The sequence below is a fragment of the Pseudoalteromonas sp. SCSIO 43088 genome, from assembly GCF_023650795.1.
In the GTDB taxonomy this organism is placed as follows: domain Bacteria; phylum Pseudomonadota; class Gammaproteobacteria; order Enterobacterales; family Alteromonadaceae; genus Pseudoalteromonas; species Pseudoalteromonas shioyasakiensis.
Window position 1 is genome coordinate 2,123,374 of sequence record NZ_CP072675.1, and the last position, 19,394, is coordinate 2,142,767.

Sequence of the window (19,394 nt, forward strand, 5' to 3'; positions counted from 1 at the left end):
ATCGCTTTTAATTCCAACTGAAACTCGCATCTTGAGGTGGTTTGGGTATATAATATCGGCCTTTCCATAGCAGTTAAAAAATGACAGCGAATATTATGAGCGAAAATAGTCACATTAAAGTCATCGTGGGTATGTCCGGCGGTGTTGATTCTTCTGTATCAGCGTATTTATTAAAGCAACAAGGCTATCAAGTTGAAGGCCTGTTCATGAAAAACTGGGAAGAAGACGATAATGATGAATATTGCGCTGCAGCTGAAGACCTACAAGACGCACAAGCTGTGTGCGATAAGCTAGGTATTGAGCTTCACACTGTAAATTTTGCAGCCGAATACTGGGACAACGTGTTTGAATACTTTTTAGCAGAGTACAAAGCAGGTCGTACACCAAACCCAGACATCATGTGTAATAAAGAAATCAAATTCAAAGCATTTTTAGAATTTGCAGCACAAGCACTGGGTGCTGATTACATCGCTACTGGCCACTATGTTCGCCGTGAAAAGCGCGGTGATAAGTTTGTAATGTGTCGTGGCCTTGATGACAACAAAGATCAAAGCTATTTCTTATACACTCTAAGCCATGAGCATATTGCGCAAACACTTTTCCCTGTTGGCGATATTGCTAAGCCTGAAGTACGCCGCATCGCTGAAGAGCAAGACTTAATCACTCACGATAAAAAAGACAGTACCGGTATCTGTTTTATTGGTGAGCGTAAATTTAAAGACTTCTTACAAAAATTCTTACCAGCACAGCCAGGTAAAATTGAAGATACCGATGGCAATGAAGTGGGTGAGCACGAAGGCTTGATGTACCACACACTTGGTCAACGTAAAGGTCTATTAATTGGCGGCATGAAAGAAGGTTCGGGTGAACCTTGGTATGTAGTTGATAAAGACGTTGATCGTAACGTATTAGTAGTTGGTCAAGGTAAAGACCACCCTCGCCTGTACAGCAATGGTTTAAATGCAAACCAGCTTCACTGGGTTGACCGCGAAGGCCCTAAAGGGACCACACGCTGTACTGTTAAAACTCGTTATCGCCAAGAAGATATCAGCTGTACTTTACTTGTTGGTGAAGATGGTATGGCACGCGTATTATTTGATGAGCCACAAAAAGCAGTGACACCGGGCCAATCAGCCGTATTCTACGCTGACGAAGTATGTTTAGGTGGTGGTATTATTGATTCGGTGATCAAATAATGACAGAGCACCAAGTCATGGCTTTAGCTGCCATGTGTCAAGTTGCTAAACAAGTACAAAAAGTTGCGCAATATGGCCAAGGCAGTGATCACGAATTAGAAAAATTACTAAACTGTATTGTCGAAACATCACCAAATAGCCCTGAAGACGTGTACCAGGGTAAACATAATTTACCTGAAGGCTATCGCATTTTGATTGCACAGCTTTCTGCCGGCGCAGACAAAGACGTCGAAATCGTAAAATATGTGGGTGGTTTAATGCAATTAGAACGTGCATTAAGTTCAAAACAAAACAGCTTAAATGAATTAGGTCGTCGCATTGATGATGTTAAACGTCGCCTCGACCATTTTGCTATCACAGATGATACTGTAGTAGCAGCGCTTGCTGATATTTACTCATCGGTGCTAAGCCCCCTTGGGCATCGTATTCAAGTGTATGGCAAGCCAGAGTTATTAAAACAGCAGCTCACGCAAAACAAAATTCGTGCCCTATTATTGGCCGGAATTCGTAGTGCCGTGTTATGGCGACAAATGGGCGGTAAACGCCGTCACTTTTTCTTTGCAAAAAGAAAAATCCTCGCCATTGCTAAACAATCAATTTAATTATCGTTCAAACTAGACAATTTAGGAGTCATTATGGAGCTTTCAGCGTTAACCGCTATCTCTCCGGTAGATGGTCGCTATGGCAGCAAGACCACGGAACTACGCAGTATTTTCAGCGAATTTGGTTTAATCAAATACCGTGTAACTGTTGAAGTTCGTTGGTTACAAGCTTTATCTGCAGCTAGCGCAATCAAAGAAGTACCGGCATTTAGCGACGAGGCTAATGCTTTACTTAATGCCATTGTTGATAACTTTAGCGAAGCTGATGCAGCACGCGTTAAAGAGATCGAGCGCACAACTAACCATGACGTAAAAGCAGTTGAATATCTACTTAAAGAAAAAGTAGCTGATAACGCAGAGCTTAACGCAGTTAACGAATTCATTCACTTTGCATGTACTTCAGAAGACATCAATAACCTGTCTCACGGTTTAATGCTTACCGAAGCGCGTGACAAAGTATTACTTCCATACTGTGACCAACTTCTAAATGCATTAAAAGAAAAAGCAGTTGAGTACAAGTCAGTTGCAATGATGACACGTACCCACGGTCAACCAGCTACTCCTTCTACAATGGGTAAAGAATTTGCAAACGTCTACATGCGCTTAAAGCGTCAACGTGACCAAATTGCTAACGTAGAAATGTTAGGTAAAATTAACGGTGCTGTAGGTAACTACAACGCTCACCTAAGTGCATACCCAGATTACGATTGGCACAGCCACGCTGAGCAGTTCGTAACGAGCCTAGGTTTAACATTCAACCCGTTCACAACACAAATCGAGCCACACGATTACATTGCTGAGTTATTCGATGCAGTTGCACGTTTCAACACTGTATTACTTGATTTTGACCGTGACGTTTGGGGCTACATTGCACTTAACCACTTCAAACAAAAAACAATCGCAGGTGAGATTGGTTCATCAACTATGCCGCACAAAGTAAACCCGATTGATTTTGAAAACTCTGAAGGTAACTTAGGTATTGCAAACGCTATCTTTACTCACCTTGCGCAAAAACTACCTGTTTCTCGCTGGCAACGTGACTTAACTGACTCAACAGTGTTACGTAACCTAGGTGTTGGTATGGGCTACACTCTTATCGCTTACCAAGCGACTTTAAAAGGTGTTAGCAAGCTTGAAGTAAACGAAGAGCGTTTATTAGCAGAACTAGACCAAAACTGGGAATTACTAGCGGAACCAATCCAAACGGTTATGCGTAAATATGGTATCGAAAAGCCATATGAAAAACTTAAAGACCTTACTCGTGGTAAGCGCGTAAACCAAGAAATCATGGCTGATTTCATCGATGGTCTTGAGTTACCTGAAGAAGCAAAAGTAGAAATGAAAAAATTAACTCCGGCTAATTACATTGGCCGCGCTGTTGAGTTCATCGACAACTTAGCTTAAATTCAAATTAAGACTTAAAAAAGCGAAAGGCCTTCCTTTCGCTTTTTTTATATCAATTCGCTTAGGTCATGTTATGTATCAATTAACCATCAATTCATTAACCCAAGAGCAATTTTTAGCTGAGTATTGGCAGAAAAAACCATTACTTATAAAGCAAGGCTTCAAGGATTTTTCAGATCCGATTGAACCCGAAGAATTGGCCGGTCTTGCCATGGAAGAAAGCATTGAATCACGTATTGTGACCAATCACTCAGATGATTGGCAAGCATACCATGGTCCTTTTGAAGACTTTAACTTGCTAACTGAAAAGCACTCAACATTACTGGTGCAAGCAGTTGACCATTGGCATAGCGATGCAGCACAACTACTGGAGCCATTTCGCTTTATTCCAAACTGGCGTATCGATGATTTAATGATCAGCTACTCTACCCCGGGAGGTGGCGTGGGTCCGCATTTAGATCAATACGACGTGTTTATTATTCAAGGTGAAGGAAAGCGCCACTGGCGAGTTGGTTTACCTGATGCGAACTTAAAGCAATTTGCACAAAATAAGAGCCTGTTACAAGTTGAGCAATTTCCTGCAGTGATCGACTGTGTGTTAGAGCCGGGAGATATTCTCTATATTCCACCAGGTTGCCCACATGAAGGTTACGCAGTTGAAAATGCACTTAATTACTCTGTAGGTTTTAGAGCGCCAAATCAACGCGATTTATTATCACAATTTGCCGATCACCTCATCGATACTGAGCTTGGTAATCAACGATATGGTGATGCAGAGCTTAAGTTGCGTTCATCTAAAGGTGAACTTAACCAAACTGAAGCAGAAAAAGTAAAGCAACTTATGATTGCTGCGATTAATGATGACGCAGTATTCAAGACTTGGCTTGGTAACAGTATGAGTCAGCCAAAACATGACATGGATTTAGCGCCTTTAGAGGAGCCATATACACTAGATGACGTAAATGACTTACTTAATGATGAGGACATTGTTTTTGAGCGTTTAGGTGGTACCCGTGCCATTTATCAAGTAATTGACGATAAAATACTTTTAAGTATTAATGGTGTTAATTATATGCATGATTTAACTGACCTTGAATTAATAACAAAGCTCACAGATCAAACCTGCTTGACCTCTGTTGACATAAATAGTTCAAAAAATAATCACATTTTCTTGAAAACCTTTACTACACTTTTAAATGAGGGTATTTGGTTTTGTTAGGAGCGTGTGTTTATGAGCTATCAAATAGATGAAGTTGAATGGAGTATCGACAAGGAACTCTTACAACAGATCAGAGAGCGAGTATTTGTATGCGAACTACATATTCCTAAAGACATTGAGTTTGATCATTTAGATAAAACAGCACATCACGTACTCGTGACCGACGAGTGTAAATGCCCAGTTGCTACTGGGCGTTTATGTAATGATGGTCTCATTGGGCGAATTGCTGTTTTACCTGAACATCGTAACCGTTCGGTTTACAAATCATTATTGAATTACTTAGTAGGCATGGCTGAAAAGCAAGGTTGTGATTGCGTCAGCATTAATTGCATATTGAACGAAGTAGATAGATTTAAACGAAATGGCTTTTCGGCTGATGGCTTAGTATTTATGGAGGCTGGTATTCCAAGGCAGCGAATGCTCTGCCCTATTAAGCAATTTGATACGCGGCCATTCACTTTGGTGCATTAAGGTATATGTTAAATAAAAAAGCTGAATAACATTATTCAGCTTTTTTATTAGAAGTTATGCAGGCTCGTTTTGCCACATTTCTTCTTTTTCAAATAGCTCATATAAACCATGAGCACGGTTGATTAACAGGTTAGCAAAATCAACTTTGGTTTTATCTACCGCACCAGATTGCATTAGCTGATCAGCCTTCATTTGCCACTGCATTGAGAAATAACGTAACACTTCACGTGCATTATTTGCTGCACTTGCTTCAGCGTGATCGGTAGGTAAACGACCGGTGATCACCCAATAGCTCTTACCGTTTTGTGCTTTAAATTTCCAAATCGCTACTAATGGGGCAATAAAACGGCTTTCTTTTTCTACAACAGTTTGCGGAATAACGCCTTTTTCAGCTAAATGCTTTTGTGCATTTTGGAAACATTCTCTTTGCCAAATAACACTTTGTTTTTGCGCTTCGGCTTGTTCTTCTGGTGTTAATGGTCTTGCTTGTTTTTGTTCCATGGTGGTTACTCTTTTACAACATTTCTGACACTTTAAGGTTTAAAATGGCGCTGTGCAAGTGTTTACGGGCAATCAAAGAGTATTTTAATTTACTTGCGTACTATTCAGTCAACTCAGAAAGAAGAGTTAGGCTCTGTTAAGAATTGCAGCTCTTCAGCTGTTGATTCTCGACCTAAAATTTTATTGCGATGTGGGTAGCGACCAAACCTATCAATAATCACTTTGTGCTTTAGTTCAAATTCATAATTACTCATGCCTTTAAACAATTGCTCAGCTTGCTGATGAATGACTTTCGACTCACTGTGCATATACGGCATATAAATAAACGCAGTTTGAGAGCTAGGTAACTTTTTATCAAAACCTAATTCAATGGCTCTTTGCGCTAGACTTAATGCTTGTGGGTCTTGGCTGAACGCCTTTGCTGTATTACGGTAAATATTGCGTGAAAACTGATCTAACACGATAATTTCAGCTAAAGAGCCTTGAGCATCAACTCGCCAATCTGCATGTTCGCCAGCGATAACCTGCAAAAGGCATTCTGAAAACTCACGTGTAATTAAGGCATCAACTTCGTCTGATTGCTGATACCAAACTTCTGGTCCTAATTCATTAAACCAAAAATCGATAATGCGTTGCTTATCCATAAACACTCCTTAATTACCAAGAACTTTTGCAGGGTCAACTCGGGTTGCTTGCCACGCAGGATATAAGGTAGCCAAAATAGCGAGAACAAAAGTAACAATTACCGTGATAACAATATCTTGCCAAACTAGTTTACTGGGTAAAAACTCAATAAAATAAACCCCTTGTAATGGGTTATCGCCAAATAAGTTACTTGCCCAAGTGAACAGTTCACTGATGTTTAACGCAAGCATTACACCGATAACTGTGCCTAAGATCACACCAATTAAAGCTTGTGTAAAACCTTGCATTACGAAGGTTGCTAAAATGGTGCTATCTTGTGCGCCCATGGTTTTTAAAATTGCGATATTTGCCTGTTTTTCACGTACTTCCATCACTAAAGACGAAACAATATTAAAACTCGCTACCGCAATTATTAAAAACACCACGATATACACAATGGTGCGAACCATTTGAATATCTTGATATAAGCTACCCTGGGTTCTAAACCAACTTGAGACATAGACATAATCAGGAATAACTTGCCCCACACGCATCGCCGTTTGATGGGCCGCGAACACATCAGCTACTTGTAATCGTAAACCGGTTACTTGGTTTTGCTCAAAACTCAACACACTTTGCGCTTTATCAAGGCGAATAAAAGCCGCTGTTTCATCAATTGGGCCGCCCATTTTTATAATACCCGCAAGATTCAAGCTAACACGCTTTGGCGCCAATAAAGTGTTACTTTGCTGGTTTATCTGTGGGATTAATAAGGTAACTGGGTCGCCAATTTTAAGGCCCAATCGGTTAACGATTTGTTGGCCTAAAAGCACATCTTCTTGTTGTAGCTGGCTAACTAAGCGCCCTTCTGTAAATTGATTTAACGCCGACACTTGGTTTTCAAATTCAGGGCTTACACCACGCACTTCAACTGCTTTTAACTCACTTTTATATTGCGCCATGCCGTTGACACTAATAAACGGCGCAGCACCTGTTACACCGGCTTGAGAGCGCAGTAGTGCAACTTTTGACTGCCAATTATTGATTGGTTTGTTAGGCGCAACATATTCAACCTGAGGTACGACCGATAAAAGCCGATGTACTAGCTGCTGCTCAAAACCATTAATAACTGATAAAGCAACAATTAGCACAGCGACACCTAAAAGAATGCCGATTGTCGATGCTTTAGCGATAAAACTAACAAAACCGTTTTGTCCGTCTTTTTGGCCACTATGGGCACGAAAGCGTTTTGAAATAAAGGCACTAAGCAACATGCTGAGACTCTTTAATTGCGAGCTTACCATCATCTAAATAGGCAATTTTGCCTAGTTTATCTGCAAGTTCTAAATCATGGGTTACCACAACAAAACTGGTTTTTAAGCTAGTATTTAATTCTTTAATTAAATCGTAAATCTTAATTGCGTTTTGTTTATCTAGGTTACCGGTTGGTTCATCGGCAAGCACCAAAGCAGGCTCGGTTACTAATGCACGTGCTATTGCAACCCGCTGCCTCTCACCACCTGATAACGCCGAAGGTTTATGTTCGCTACGATGAGATAACCCTACTTTATCTAGCATGTTACGGGCTTTTTCGGTTGCCGCTTTTGCGCTTAAGCCTTTAATTAATAATGGCATTGCAACATTTTCGATGGCAGTAAATTCCATTAATAGATGATGGAATTGATAAATAAAGCCCAAATTTTCATTTCGGAAACTGGCTTGTTGTTTACGGTTTAATTTAGAAACCTGCTGACCTTTAATTTCAACCTTGCCTGAGCTTTCGTTATCTAAGGTACCTAATATATGCAATAAGGTACTTTTTCCTGAGCCAGAGCTCCCTACAACAGCTAACATTTCGCCTTGATTGAGTGCTAAATCAACCCCTTTTAATACCGCAACCTCGTTATCGCCATCTTGATAGACTTTATTTAACTGCTGACAATTGATAACTAAATCACTCATAACGTAATACCTCTGCTGGATTCACTTTTGCAGCTTTTCTGGCAGGATACAAGGTAGCTAAAAAGCTCATCGCAATACTCCCTGCGGCAATAAAACTCAAACTTATAACATCAAATTTAACGGGTAAACTCACGCCCGCTAGTAAATTGATGCCTAACATATTCAACAATTCATTAATGTTGCTACTTAATAGCACACCAAGTAACGCACCAATACTGGTACCGATAAGGCCGTTATATAAGCCTTGGATCATAAACACGTGCTGCACTTGTAACGGAGTTAAACCCAGTGTTTGTAAAATAGCGACTTCACTTTGCTTCTCACTGACCATCATGGTTAATGCTGAAATGATATTAAACACTGCAACGAGCACGATTAAGCCAAGTAACATCGACATAATGCGCTTTTCCATTGCCACAGCGGCAAATAGTGTGCCTTGGCTAGCTCGCCAGTCAGTCACTGTGTAATCGTTTAAAATAGCTAACTGCGATTGCAATACTTGCTCAACAGCAAATGGTTCATACAGCGATACACTCAAATTAGGGGCTGCTGATTTTGCTAGTTTTAAAACTCTGCCTAACGAATAGCCACTGGTAAATGCTAATGACATATCAATTTCTGACTGTGTTTCATAAAGTGCAGCAACGGTAAACAAGCGCTGACTCGGTACTCGACCAAGGGGGGTATACGAACTGGCATTAGGCATGATAACCCGTACTTTATCCCCAAGAGAAATACCCAATTTTCGACTCAAGTAGCGGCTAATCGCAATATGGTAGTTGCTGTCCATTACTTGTGACCAATTGCCGGCAACAATTTTATCTTTTACGTTATAGATGGAGCTTCCTTCATCATAAAGGCCTTGTAACAATACGCCATGCAAATCTTGGTTAGTTTGTAAAATGGCTTCGCCATGGCGGTATAGGTTAACTTGTTTAACATCTTGAGAATTTGCTAGTTGCTGCTTTAACTGCAGCATGGTTTCTTTCGAGTTATCTTCGGCTGATACTTCAATATGAGGAATTAAACCAAGCATGTTGGTTTTAAGGTTATTCTCAAAACCATTCATTACTGAACTGACTGTAAACAAGGCCATTAAACCAATAGCAATGCCCGCGATAGAGAAAAATGAAATAAATGAGATAAAGGCATTGCCCTTTGAGGAGCGACTATATCTCAGCCCTATAAAAAGGCTAACAGGTTGAAACATAATAAATTATGGGTATTCCAAGGGCTAAATATGCGCTCATATTAGCATAGATTTAGCTAGCATGGGATGCGCGAAATTGTAAAAAATAATTATAAATCTGATACTTGAACAGTAGCAACCAGATGGTCAAGTAATGCTTTTACATTGGTTGCGATAAACTGCCTTGGTGGATACACCCCCCATACACCTTCAGGTGCCGGTGCAACATTCGAAAGTACGGCACTCAACCTGCCATTGGCTAGGTGGTCATTGACATAGTAATCTGGTAGTTGCACGATGCCTAACCCTTTTATTGCAGCGTCAACCAATGCCCAGCCACTGTTACAAGCCAAACGCCCTGCCACTTTGATGTGCTTATCTTGACCCTGCTCTTTTACCCGCCAGTAACTGTTATTACCAATCAGGCAATTGTGCTGATGTAATTCACTCACACTGTGTGGTTGGCCAAATTTATTGATATATTCAGAGCTACAACAAATAACAAGCCTGCGCTGACTAATGCGCCGTGCTTTTAAAGATGAATCTTTTAAATGACCAAGGCGAATAGCGAGATCATACCCATCTTCTAGTAGATTGACTTGCTCATTGCTTAAATGGCTGATCACTTCAATATCTGGGTGCTTTTGCATAAACGAATGTACCGCAGGCATGATGAAACTTTCACCATACATCACAGGAGCTGTTAGTTTTATACTACCTTTTGGTGTCAGTTGCTGCTCTGCAAGCAGTGCCGTGGCATCATCCATGGCATGCTGTAATTGTTTAGTTTGATGCGCAAACACCTGCCCTTCTTGCGTTAGCACCACTTTACGGGTTGTTCGGGTTAACAATTGTGTGTTTAATCGCTCTTCTAATTGACTCACATACCGGCTTACATGGGCCACTGACATACCCAGTAGTTTACTTGCTTTTGTAAAACTGCCTGTTTCTGCTACCGCTAAAAACTCATCAATTCCGTGCCAACGATTCATTATTACCATACTGTAAAAGTGTTTTAATAAAACGAAGATTATCATTCATTGAGAAACAAATAAAATAGACTAAGTTTAATACTTACTTCCAACAACTATAAGGGAACGTTATGACTGATTTTATCAAATCAAAAGCGGCTATCGCTTGGGGTCCAAATCAACCACTATCAATTGAAGAAGTGGATGTAATGATGCCTAAAAAAGGCGAAGTGCTTGTAAAGATTGTTGCTACAGGTGTTTGTCATACCGATGCATTTACTTTATCTGGTGAAGACCCTGAAGGTATTTTCCCAGCAATCCTTGGCCATGAAGGTGGCGGTATTGTTGAAGCCGTAGGTGAAGGTGTAACACATGTTGAAGTAGGCGATCATGTTATTCCTCTTTACACTGCTGAATGTGGCGAGTGTAAAATGTGTAAATCTGGCAAAACAAATTTATGCTCTGCGGTACGTGAAACGCAAGGTAAAGGTTTAATGCCTGATGGCACAACGCGTTTCTATAAAGATGGTCAACCAATTTATCACTACATGGGTTGCTCTACCTTCTCTGAGTACACTGTATTACCAGAGATTTCACTTGCTAAAGTAAGCAAAAAAGCGCCTCTTGAAGAAATTTGTTTACTTGGTTGTGGTGTAACAACCGGCATGGGTGCTGTTACTAAAACAGCAAAAGTTCAAAAAGGCGATACAGTGGCTATTTTTGGCTTAGGTGGTATCGGTTTATCGGCGATTATCGGTGCGAAAATGGCGGGCGCTGGCCGTATTATTGGTGTTGATATCAACACCAGTAAGTTTGATCTTGCTACTAAACTAGGTGCAACTGATTTAATCAATCCAAATGACTTCGACAAACCAATCCAAGAAGTTATCGTTGAAATGACTGACGGTGGTGTTGATTTCTCATTTGAATGTATCGGTAACGTTAATGTAATGCGTTCTGCTCTTGAGTGTTGTCACAAAGGTTGGGGTGAATCAGTAATCATTGGTGTTGCAGGTGCAGGCCAAGAGATCTCTACTCGTCCTTTCCAACTAGTAACAGGTCGTGTATGGCGCGGTAGTGCATTTGGTGGCGTTAAAGGTCGCTCTGAATTACCAGAGATTGTTGAGCGATATATGAATGGTGAGTTTGCGTTAAACGATTTCATCACACACACCATGAAACTTGAAGACATCAATGAAGCTTTCGACTTAATGCACGAAGGTAAGAGCATCCGTTCAGTTATTCATTATTAATCTTTTAATTTGGCGCTAGGTTGACTCCTAGCGCCTTTGTTTCAAGGATTTGGTTATGCTAGAAAACATAAGCTCAACAAAAGTCAGCGGTGGCTGGCATAAACAATATACCCACCAAGCTAGCAGCACACATTGTGCTATGCGCTTTGCGATTTTTTTACCGCCAGGTGCCAGCGAAACGAATAAAGTGCCAGTGATGTATTGGTTGTCAGGTTTAACCTGTACAGATGAAAACTTTATGCAAAAAGCCGGAGCATTTAAAAAAGCGGCTGAACTAGGTATTGCGATTGTCGCTCCAGATACTAGCCCGCGCGGTGAAAATGTGCCTGACGATGAAAATTACGATTTTGGTCAAGGTGCTGGTTTTTATGTCAATGCGACTCAAGCGCCTTACAATGTGCACTACAACATGTACGACTATGTGGTTTCTGAGTTACCTGCACTTATCGAAGCACACTTCCCTGTGACGACTAAAAAAGCCATTGCTGGTCATTCTATGGGTGGTCACGGCGCATTGATGATTGCGCTTAAAAACCCTAAACAATACGTCAGCGCCAGTGCTTTTAGCCCGATTGTGAACCCGATTAATTGCCCTTGGGGTGAAAAAGCGTTTAGTAATTACCTAGGTAGTGATAAAGCAAGTTGGCTTGAATACGACAGCTGTGAATTGATGAAAAAAGCTACCGCTGATGATTATTTACCGATGCGTATTGATCAAGGTGAGGCCGATAACTTCTTAACTGAGCAACTCAAAACTGAGAACTTATTTGCTGTCGTAAACGAAAAAGATTACCCAGCTGAGATCAACATGCACGCGGGTTATGATCATAGTTACTTCTTTATCAGCAGCTTTATTGACGAACACTTGATGTTTCATCAAAAGTATCTGTGATTAATACTTAATTTTTAGTGTGAGGGCTTAACTTCCTCACACTCTTTAATACTGCGTGTAATTTGCCTGCAAACTAATTGCGGTTGTTGTTCTTTTGGTTTGAGTAAACCAATAACAGCGCTATCAATTTCAAAGCCTAACTTTGCGAATGAAAAGCCCTCAGCATCGGTTACAGTACTGTTAGTTTGATTTGCATTTGTAGTTGCAAGATTTGTTGGTTGTGAGTTTTTTGCATAGCCATCAACTATTGACCCCGCCACTGTACACCCCACTAATTGGTAGCTTACTAAGCAAATAACAAGTTTTGAAAAGCTAATCTTCATTATTAAAACTATCCATTAATGTAGGTCTTTTTTTTGGCTCAGCTTTAACCTCAACACATTCTTTTACTGCGCGACTAATTTGACGACATTTAAGCTCAACGTCTTTGTCTTTACTACCGCTCTCTAGGCCTTCAATAATCGCTTTGTCGATTTCATAACCTAGCATCGTCATGGTCATGCCATAGTTAACTCGGTCATTATCTTTTTTATCTGCATAAGCGCTTGCCGGCTGTGCCTGACTCGTGCGTCCGCCAATTCCATCTGCAACTAAGCCAACTGCAGTACAGCCACTGAGTAAACTTACTGATAGTATTACGTACAAAGATTTAAGCATCGGTCCTCCAATACACTTAAGCTTATTTTCTAAGCATAATAACAAACAGGTAATTTAACTGTAAAAAACTGTAGATTAATCACAAATATCACGAATAAACTCTTTTAAAAACCCAACTAACTGTAATAGGAATATTAACAAGAAAGGTAAAGCGCCTAAAATTGCAACGCTACGATTTAATGGCTCATCTTGTAGCAGTAACAATGCAAAGCTACATATGAATAATGCTAAACACCATGCGTAGAGTGTCACACGGTTATTTTGCTCAGAGCCAACCAGCTCTCTTATGACTAATATTGCAGAGTCTGCGGATGTAGCAACAAATATCAACAGTAGTAATAAGCTTAACCAAATAAACACGGTTCCTTGCCAGTCTAGTTGATTAAAAAATACAAATAAGCCTTGGCTGTAATCTTGTTTTATAGCAACTAAAATGCCCGCTTGGTTAAGTCTATCCCATTCAATTGCTGCCCCCGAAAAGGTCGCAAACCAAATAATAGTCACTAAAGTTGGAATACACACAACCGCCAAAATAAATTGCCAAACTTTACGCCCCTGGCTAATTTTGGCTAGGAACACACCAACAAATGGCCCCCACGCTAACCACCAAAAGTAATAATTATATGTCCAATGAGTGGCCCAATCCGGCGCTTTTAATTGGCTATCGAATTGCCAAGTGCCAGTTGCAAGCAACTGTAAATAGTAGCCTGTTCCATCTAAAGCAATCTTTATAATAGGCTCAATTGGCACCACTAGTAGCAACCAAAAAAGCAGACTAAATGCTAGAAATACGTTAAATATACTTAGTGACTGTACCCCGCGTCGTAATCCAAATTTAACCGACAGCGAATAAATAACTGCTAACAAACAAACGATTAATGAACCCACTAATAAAGTTGAAGTAACCCCCAACTCTATTTCAACGCCTTTACTGATCAGTAAAGTGGAATTAGCTATGGTGCCGACGACACCAAAAAAAATAGCGATTACCGCAATTAACCTTACAATAAACGACACAGTAAATTTTGCAGACTTATCTATGCGATTACCAAGCGCCGTTAAAACAGGGGCACAAATATCTCCTGACCTCCCACTGTATTGCGTTAATCCGCCAAGCACTAGCGCAAATACAGCATAAAGTGCCCAAGCATGAGCGCCCCAATTCACTAGGGTTAAAGCGAGGCTACTGGCTAGTCTATCTGGATATAAGCTTTGTTTAAGTGGTGGGTCGAGTGAATGTAACGCAGGCTCTGCTACGCCCCAAAAAACCAAGCCAGAGCCCATTCCTGCTGCAAACAACATGGCAAACCAGCCAAAGTTTGAATACTCAACAACAGCCTGCTCACCACCTAGTTTACGGCTACCGAGTGGGCTAATTGCTAAAATAATGATGGCAAACAATAAAAAATTCACCAATAAGAAAAAGCTACTACCACTCCATTTTAACAGCATTTGTACAAACGGCTGAACTTGCTCAGTGATAACATCAGGCAAAATCACAGCAATCAGTGCACCAAACATACACAGTGCAAGCGCGGTTTTTTCTAGGGAGGAGGTGGAATGTTTCAATGTGAAGCCTATTTAGTCAGCGTGTTTAGCATACTGTTAGCATGGCTAAAATTCAAACAGCCAAAAGGCTGAAAAAATGACATAGCAGTGCGTAAAAATCGCAAATTATAGCAAGGCATGCTTTTAAAAACCCGGCTACATGTCCCTAGTTTCCTCATTTTATTTAATTTGTTGATCGGGTATTGAAATTGCAAAGCTATCATAATCTTTATAGCAAGGAGCAAAGCATGGACTTTAATATTGATTGGTATGAAATTCTCGATAATTTAATTCATCTAGGTATTGCCTATTTACTTGCCCTTCCAATGGCTTTTGATCGAGAAAAAACCAGTAATGGTGCAGGTCTACGAACATTTCCATTAGTCGCTGTTGCATCATGTGGTTATGCATTAGTGGGCATGTCTGTTTTAACAAGTTCAGAGGCAGAATCAAAAGTACTCGAAGGGATTATCACGGGTATTGGCTTTATTGGCGGTGGTGCCATTTTGAAGAACAAAAACTCTACCTATGGAACAGCCACAGCAGCCAGTATTTGGAACATGGGACTTATTGGCATTGCTGTGGCATTTAGTCGTTACGAAATCGCCTTTTTAATGGCGTTGATTAATTTCGTAACGCTAAGATATGTTAAGCGCTTAAAGTAAACAATTAGCTCGCGTCATATTTTGAGTTAACTATGGCATAGCCAGTTTGTTTAACTTTAATCTCAGCAGGGCTTGCAGATTTAACTAATAAACCGCAGCGTCTGCTTTGCTCATCAATGACATAATTAACCGATTCACTTGCTTCAAGGTCAATGACTTGATCTGCACAGCGGATCTGTAATTTAGAAACATCACTCGCGCCTTCAATTTTGATTGAACCGCGAGATAAAGATAAATATGAAAGCTTATCTTTTGAAACATTGATTTGTGAATTAATCTGCGGTGTTCGCGCCAATAGGTCATCAATTTGCTTGATAGTGGCAAGTTTGTTTTCTTCTGAAAACTGTTTACCCTCGATATTATCTAACGCATAAATAGCATTGTATGCAAGATTAAAATCGCCCTTGAAGCTGTACCATTGTAGAGCACTTTTAGCGACTAAATATTGTATATCTGTTGGTAACTTAGCTCGCAGTAAATAGGCTACAGACAACTGCTCATCAAGCCAAACCATTGTTGTTGATGATAATAAAATTGGCTTTTCAACCATGCAAATAATGCCTGTTCAGAGGTGTTTTTAGTATGGTCTTTATATAACTCAGCCAATGCTTTCTCAGCTTTTTTAAACTCTTTAGCTTGCAGCATTTTATTGATTTCATCGTATTCATTAATAAAACCACGGCTCGCTTTATCATTTGAGTAACCATTAAAATACTTACCTACTTCAAATGAAAACAGGTAACCCCCTTCTACGGTTTTGCCTTCTTTTGTGGCAGGTGCAAACTCTAAGTTGGTTAAGTATTTCTCTGCATTTTCTTCACTACCCCGAGTATCAGATGCCATGATCACTTCAATGTCTTTTGCCTTACCTTGTGTATCAACCACATAAGACATTAATGCCCAGCCTTCTAGACGAGAGCCGTTATAACTACCTGGGTAACGTTTGTTTGAATTTTTAACAATATAAGCAGAGGTAGCAGCTTGAACATCAACACCTAAGTCATTGACGTCTCGTGCTAAAGCCTGTGTAGGTAATGCGATAAGTGAACAAAGTGCTGCGAGTTTTGTGAATTTAATCATGATAATGGCTCCAATTCCCTTTGATAGGAACACTTATAGCACTAAAAAAGGCGCTTTAAAAGCGCCTTGCTGTCAAGAATGTGCTTAAACATGCCTTGATCTTAAAACATATCCTGGTAAGGGTTTGGTTTTGATAATAAAACTTTTTTATCAAAACCTGGGATTGTCATTGAATCTTCACTAATTTCAATGCCATTTTCATCAATTAAGCCATCACCAAAACGATAAATTAGCTCATAATGACCTAAATCAGCGTGTTGTTGATAGTCAGCTTGCGCTTTGGCTACCTGAGTATGACGGTCTTGATATTGCGCCATAACCTCATCACCATGACGCTTTGCTAGCATCTTTAATGTAATTGCCGGTGATAACACAGTCGCAGTTGCGTTATTACCACCAAAGCCTTTTGAGTTAATGAAGGCAATATCCATTGCATCACACTGATAGTGTTCAGTACGAATGTCTAAATGTTCGCTATACACATCATCTGCCACTTTATCGATTGTCGTAATACCCGGCATAATGTTGTGACTAAACACACCTAATGCCATAGCTAATTGATCACCACTGGCTGGAGCAATGGTATGGCCAACATATGCTTTAGGCGCAGCAACCTTCCAATTATCAATTGCAAATGTTTCTGCCACTTTATGATAGATCAGTGATTCTGTTACGCGGTTTTGTGGTGTACTTGAGCCATGTGCCAAAATAAAGCTACGCTTTTGTACCGCTTCTTGGCCAACAATACTGTTTGCTAGTGCAACAGATTTTGCCATCGTGATGTAGTTACCTGGGCCCGGGGCTGTAATTGATTTTTTAATACCATCGGCATTGACGAACACATCTGCAACGCTGCCTAACACATCAGCGCCTAACTCTAATGCCAATGCATCATCCATTAATATAGCAACTTGTGCGCCTTCACCAATTGTAAAACCACAGTTTTCACCAAATGGACGACTTGTACGGCGATGATCAACCACATCTGTATTATCAAGGCGCTTTAGACCTTCTTCATTTGCAAGTGCGCTCATATTGCCAAAACCTTCAACAATTTCAGGTGTAATAGCACACTCAACAGACGCCACAATAGCGACACGCGTACGACCCGCTTGAATATCGTTTACTGCAGCACGTAAGTTATATAAAAACGTTGCACATGCACCTGATGTAGTAAAGGTTGTACCCACATTGCCTGTTACATAAGCATTGATAAAGTCAGTAGACATAGTGTTTAAGCCAAGTGCAAGCTGTTTTGTACTCACACGATCGCCCTGCTGACGCGCACGTATTAATCCACCAAATCCTTCATCATCAACTTGACCCGCCACAGAAGCTGAGTAAGTGCCAATTTGATCAGGCTCAACACTATTCATCACCTGCTGCCACGCCAGACCTGTCGAACGAATCGCATCGGTTGCGGCAAAGATAGTCGCTTGCAGACCCCTTGGTTGATAACGGCTGTTATACATAGCCGAAGGTTCAAAACCTGATGGTAATTGACCGGCCGCTTTAATTGGATTATCGCGCGTACTGTCATGTTTAATTGCAAGATCAGCGCTAATTGTGACTTTCACTTTTTTATCAGTTAATTCTTCAACCTGCCAAGCACTTGGTACTGGAGTTGGTAAATCACGGCGGCGCGTTTCAAAAACAATCTGCTGTTCATCTGACGCTGTTAACGTCATTTTTTGCTGCCATGGAGTCGCATCCACATCGAAGTGGTTTTTTTCAATTTTACGAATAAGTGTGCCAGCTAAAATTTGTTCACCGAACTTAGCTTCGATGTCTGATTCGGCAATGGTATTGCCTTGGGCATCTTTAAGTACACCTTCAGTAAGAGTGACTAAGTTCATTAATGTCGCTAAACCTAAAAATGTCTCCTGACGGGCTTTAGCGTCCAAGCTGTCTAACACGATACGACGATAACCTTGATGAAAAGAAGTGCGGCCAGCGGCATTAATACCACCCATACCAACAATAACGGGTAATGCTGTCATAAAAAACCTTGAGAAAACGTGTTATGAGAATTAAACCAAGTTTAAATGGATTAATTAACACGCTTTATGCTTAAATAGCCAAATAACATGCACAATAGGCCAAAAGCAACTGGTCGGAGCAATTTAAGTGACGAAACTTCAACAAGTAAAAGCCATTGAAATTAGTATTTTGGTTTATCCTCATTTATTAATAACCAGTTTAACCCTGCCTATTGAAATGCTCAGAGCTGGTGAGGCCTTTGCAAAAAGCCATCGTCAGCAGAACGAATTTAAACCTCTAAGCATCAATTTAGTGGCAAGTAGTCTAAAAGCGATCCCTAATCGTACTGGGCTTTCAATTATGCCCGATTGCGAAACCGTCACCGCGCCTGCTAGTGACTTGATTATTGTGCCTGGGATTTGGCGAAACCCGCGTCCTGTGGTGAGCAAACAGCAAAGTTTGGTGAACTGGCTTGGTGATTCTTGGCAACAAGGCAGTCATATAATTGGTGTAGGCACAGGTAATTGTTTAGTTGCAGAAGCAGGCTTATTGGATGGCCACCCGGCTACCACTCACTGGCATTACGCAGAACAATTTAAACGTGACTACCCTAAAGTGCAGCTTAAGCCTGATTTTTTCATCACACAATCTGAGCGCATGTATACAGTTGCGAGTTTAAATGCACTTGCCGATGTTATTGTGCATATTATTAGTCAATATTACGGACGAGAAGCGGCACAACATGTTGAGCGTAATTTCTCCCATGAAATTCGTAAGCCCTATGAAGATCAGCGCTACCTTGAGGGTGCCGTCGATAAACACCCAGACGAACTCATTGCACAAATTCAATTTTGGTTAAAAAACAATTTAACCTCTGAACTGACTCTGCAAGAAATTGCAGCACAATTTAGTTTAAGCTACCGTACTTTTACTCGCCGTTTTCGCCAAGCCACCAGCCAAACTCCTGTGGAGTATTGGCAACAGTTGAGGGTACAAACTGCAAAAGAGTTATTAGCCTCTTCAAATTTGTCTATTCAAGAAGTTGCACTGGAAGTTGGTTATAACGACCAAGGTCACTTAACACGGGTATTCAAGAAAGTGCTTTCACAAACACCTAGTGAATATCGCACAGTCGTTAGACGAAAACTATTTGGCTAAAGCTAAAATGCCGGAAATGTTC

Annotated in this window: 21 protein-coding genes; 9 read left to right on the plus strand and 12 right to left on the minus strand. The window is 40.6% G+C overall.

Features of this window, described 5'->3' with window-relative positions; translation table 11 throughout:
• Positions 1-95 precede the first annotated feature (95 nt).
• The 5 genes from mnmA to J8Z28_RS09895 all read left to right on the plus strand — a co-directional run bounded on the left by mnmA (position 96) and on the right by J8Z28_RS09895 (position 4,892).
• Positions 96-1,196, plus strand: coding sequence for a tRNA 2-thiouridine(34) synthase MnmA (gene mnmA / locus J8Z28_RS09875; RefSeq protein WP_058585134.1), 1,101 nt, complete (start codon positions 96-98; stop codon positions 1,194-1,196).
• Positions 1,196-1,798 (plus strand): high frequency lysogenization protein HflD, encoded by a 603-nt coding sequence (gene hflD / locus J8Z28_RS09880; RefSeq protein WP_250659337.1) that lies wholly within the window; start codon positions 1,196-1,198, stop codon positions 1,796-1,798. Before mnmA ends, hflD begins: the two co-directional genes overlap by 1 nt.
• Positions 1,799-1,831: 33 nt before the next feature.
• The gene (gene purB, locus J8Z28_RS09885; protein ID WP_054561603.1) at positions 1,832-3,202 is read left to right on the plus strand and encodes an adenylosuccinate lyase; all 1,371 of its coding nucleotides are present in this window, start codon (positions 1,832-1,834) and stop codon (positions 3,200-3,202) included.
• A 73-nt stretch (positions 3,203-3,275) separates the two neighbouring features.
• Positions 3,276-4,421 carry a cupin domain-containing protein gene (locus J8Z28_RS09890; protein ID WP_250659338.1) on the plus strand — a complete coding sequence of 382 codons (1,146 nt, stop codon included), beginning with the start codon at positions 3,276-3,278 and terminating at the stop codon, positions 4,419-4,421.
• Positions 4,422-4,433: 12 nt separating this feature from the next.
• Positions 4,434-4,892 carry a GNAT family N-acetyltransferase gene (locus tag J8Z28_RS09895; protein ID WP_054561605.1) on the plus strand — a complete coding sequence of 153 codons (459 nt, stop codon included), beginning with the start codon at positions 4,434-4,436 and terminating at the stop codon, positions 4,890-4,892.
• 54 nt (positions 4,893-4,946) lie between these two features.
• Here J8Z28_RS09895 and J8Z28_RS09900 read toward each other — a convergent pair whose 3' ends face one another.
• From J8Z28_RS09900 to J8Z28_RS09925, 6 genes are all read right to left on the minus strand, one after another.
• Positions 4,947-5,393, minus strand: coding sequence for a DUF4826 family protein (locus J8Z28_RS09900; RefSeq protein WP_054561606.1), 447 nt, complete (start codon positions 5,391-5,393; stop codon positions 4,947-4,949).
• 113 nt (positions 5,394-5,506) lie between these two features.
• A complete protein-coding gene (locus tag J8Z28_RS09905) occupies positions 5,507-6,037 on the minus strand; it encodes a DUF924 family protein (protein ID WP_054561607.1) in 531 nt (176 codons plus the stop codon).
• Positions 6,038-6,046: 9 nt separating this feature from the next.
• Positions 6,047-7,291 (minus strand): lipoprotein-releasing ABC transporter permease subunit, encoded by a 1,245-nt coding sequence (locus tag J8Z28_RS09910; RefSeq protein WP_054561608.1) that lies wholly within the window; start codon positions 7,289-7,291, stop codon positions 6,047-6,049.
• Positions 7,281-7,979: a lipoprotein-releasing ABC transporter ATP-binding protein LolD gene (gene lolD, locus J8Z28_RS09915; RefSeq protein WP_054561609.1), complete on the minus strand. Its 699-nt coding sequence runs from the start codon at positions 7,977-7,979 to the stop codon at positions 7,281-7,283. Before lolD ends, J8Z28_RS09910 begins: the two co-directional genes overlap by 11 nt.
• A complete protein-coding gene (locus J8Z28_RS09920; RefSeq protein ID WP_054561610.1) occupies positions 7,972-9,189 on the minus strand; it encodes a lipoprotein-releasing ABC transporter permease subunit in 1,218 nt (405 codons plus the stop codon). The genes lolD and J8Z28_RS09920 overlap by 8 nt, the downstream gene beginning before the upstream one ends.
• Before the next feature lie 89 nt (positions 9,190-9,278).
• Positions 9,279-10,160 carry a LysR family transcriptional regulator gene (locus tag J8Z28_RS09925; RefSeq protein WP_082401569.1) on the minus strand — a complete coding sequence of 294 codons (882 nt, stop codon included), beginning with the start codon at positions 10,158-10,160 and terminating at the stop codon, positions 9,279-9,281.
• A gap of 110 nt (positions 10,161-10,270) precedes the next feature.
• Here J8Z28_RS09925 and J8Z28_RS09930 point away from each other — a divergent pair, with 110 nt between their 5' ends.
• Both J8Z28_RS09930 and fghA read left to right on the plus strand, forming a co-directional pair.
• The gene (locus J8Z28_RS09930; protein WP_250659339.1) at positions 10,271-11,392 is read left to right on the plus strand and encodes an S-(hydroxymethyl)glutathione dehydrogenase/class III alcohol dehydrogenase; all 1,122 of its coding nucleotides are present in this window, start codon (positions 10,271-10,273) and stop codon (positions 11,390-11,392) included.
• A 55-nt stretch (positions 11,393-11,447) separates the two neighbouring features.
• Positions 11,448-12,284 carry an S-formylglutathione hydrolase gene (gene fghA / locus J8Z28_RS09935; protein ID WP_054561613.1) on the plus strand — a complete coding sequence of 279 codons (837 nt, stop codon included), beginning with the start codon at positions 11,448-11,450 and terminating at the stop codon, positions 12,282-12,284.
• Positions 12,285-12,298: 14 nt separating this feature from the next.
• On the opposite strand, the gene J8Z28_RS09940 is transcribed toward fghA, so the two are convergent.
• The 3 genes from J8Z28_RS09940 to J8Z28_RS09950 form a co-directional block, all read right to left on the minus strand.
• A complete protein-coding gene (locus J8Z28_RS09940) occupies positions 12,299-12,544 on the minus strand; it encodes a hypothetical protein (RefSeq protein ID WP_130167172.1) in 246 nt (81 codons plus the stop codon).
• Between the two features lie 52 nt (positions 12,545-12,596).
• Positions 12,597-12,941, minus strand: a complete 345-nt coding sequence (locus J8Z28_RS09945) for a hypothetical protein (RefSeq protein ID WP_054561615.1) — start codon at positions 12,939-12,941, stop codon at positions 12,597-12,599.
• A 75-nt stretch (positions 12,942-13,016) separates the two neighbouring features.
• Positions 13,017-14,510: a BCCT family transporter gene (locus J8Z28_RS09950; RefSeq protein ID WP_235576237.1), complete on the minus strand. Its 1,494-nt coding sequence runs from the start codon at positions 14,508-14,510 to the stop codon at positions 13,017-13,019.
• 227 nt (positions 14,511-14,737) lie between these two features.
• Between J8Z28_RS09950 and J8Z28_RS09955 the strand changes: the two genes are divergently transcribed.
• The gene (locus J8Z28_RS09955) at positions 14,738-15,154 is read left to right on the plus strand and encodes an MgtC/SapB family protein (RefSeq protein ID WP_054561617.1); all 417 of its coding nucleotides are present in this window, start codon (positions 14,738-14,740) and stop codon (positions 15,152-15,154) included.
• A 4-nt stretch (positions 15,155-15,158) separates the two neighbouring features.
• On the opposite strand, the gene J8Z28_RS09960 is transcribed toward J8Z28_RS09955, so the two are convergent.
• The 3 genes from J8Z28_RS09960 to J8Z28_RS09970 form a co-directional block, all read right to left on the minus strand.
• Complete coding sequence (locus J8Z28_RS09960; RefSeq protein ID WP_250659340.1) at positions 15,159-15,704, minus strand: hypothetical protein; 546 nt, start codon at positions 15,702-15,704, stop codon at positions 15,159-15,161.
• Positions 15,638-16,234 carry an energy transducer TonB gene (locus tag J8Z28_RS09965; protein ID WP_250659341.1) on the minus strand — a complete coding sequence of 199 codons (597 nt, stop codon included), beginning with the start codon at positions 16,232-16,234 and terminating at the stop codon, positions 15,638-15,640. Before J8Z28_RS09965 ends, J8Z28_RS09960 begins: the two co-directional genes overlap by 67 nt.
• A 101-nt stretch (positions 16,235-16,335) precedes the next feature.
• On the minus strand, positions 16,336-18,234 hold the full coding sequence (locus J8Z28_RS09970) for a beta-ketoacyl synthase (protein ID WP_055020861.1): 1,899 nt from the start codon (positions 18,232-18,234) through the stop codon (positions 16,336-16,338).
• A 127-nt stretch (positions 18,235-18,361) separates the two neighbouring features.
• Between J8Z28_RS09970 and J8Z28_RS09975 the strand changes: the two genes are divergently transcribed.
• Positions 18,362-19,372 (plus strand): GlxA family transcriptional regulator, encoded by a 1,011-nt coding sequence (locus J8Z28_RS09975; RefSeq protein WP_250659342.1) that lies wholly within the window; start codon positions 18,362-18,364, stop codon positions 19,370-19,372.
• Positions 19,373-19,394 lie beyond the last annotated feature (22 nt).

Coding starts and splice junctions, on each gene's coding strand:
- mnmA (WP_058585134.1), top strand. CDS start 96: ATGAGCGAAAATAGTCACATTAAAGTCATCGTGGGTATGTCCGGCGGT.
- hflD (WP_250659337.1), top strand. CDS start 1,196: ATGACAGAGCACCAAGTCATGGCTTTAGCTGCCATGTGTCAAGTTGCT.
- purB (WP_054561603.1), top strand. CDS start 1,832: ATGGAGCTTTCAGCGTTAACCGCTATCTCTCCGGTAGATGGTCGCTAT.
- J8Z28_RS09890 (WP_250659338.1), top strand. CDS start 3,276: ATGTATCAATTAACCATCAATTCATTAACCCAAGAGCAATTTTTAGCT.
- J8Z28_RS09895 (WP_054561605.1), top strand. CDS start 4,434: ATGAGCTATCAAATAGATGAAGTTGAATGGAGTATCGACAAGGAACTC.
- J8Z28_RS09900 (WP_054561606.1), bottom strand. CDS start 5,393: ATGGAACAAAAACAAGCAAGACCATTAACACCAGAAGAACAAGCCGAA.
- J8Z28_RS09905 (WP_054561607.1), bottom strand. CDS start 6,037: ATGGATAAGCAACGCATTATCGATTTTTGGTTTAATGAATTAGGACCA.
- J8Z28_RS09910 (WP_054561608.1), bottom strand. CDS start 7,291: ATGTTGCTTAGTGCCTTTATTTCAAAACGCTTTCGTGCCCATAGTGGC.
- lolD (WP_054561609.1), bottom strand. CDS start 7,979: ATGAGTGATTTAGTTATCAATTGTCAGCAGTTAAATAAAGTCTATCAA.
- J8Z28_RS09920 (WP_054561610.1), bottom strand. CDS start 9,189: ATGTTTCAACCTGTTAGCCTTTTTATAGGGCTGAGATATAGTCGCTCC.
- J8Z28_RS09925 (WP_082401569.1), bottom strand. CDS start 10,160: ATGAATCGTTGGCACGGAATTGATGAGTTTTTAGCGGTAGCAGAAACA.
- J8Z28_RS09930 (WP_250659339.1), top strand. CDS start 10,271: ATGACTGATTTTATCAAATCAAAAGCGGCTATCGCTTGGGGTCCAAAT.
- fghA (WP_054561613.1), top strand. CDS start 11,448: ATGCTAGAAAACATAAGCTCAACAAAAGTCAGCGGTGGCTGGCATAAA.
- J8Z28_RS09945 (WP_054561615.1), bottom strand. CDS start 12,941: ATGCTTAAATCTTTGTACGTAATACTATCAGTAAGTTTACTCAGTGGC.
- J8Z28_RS09955 (WP_054561617.1), top strand. CDS start 14,738: ATGGACTTTAATATTGATTGGTATGAAATTCTCGATAATTTAATTCAT.
- J8Z28_RS09960 (WP_250659340.1), bottom strand. CDS start 15,704: ATGGTTGAAAAGCCAATTTTATTATCATCAACAACAATGGTTTGGCTT.
- J8Z28_RS09965 (WP_250659341.1), bottom strand. CDS start 16,234: ATGATTAAATTCACAAAACTCGCAGCACTTTGTTCACTTATCGCATTA.
- J8Z28_RS09970 (WP_055020861.1), bottom strand. CDS start 18,234: ATGACAGCATTACCCGTTATTGTTGGTATGGGTGGTATTAATGCCGCT.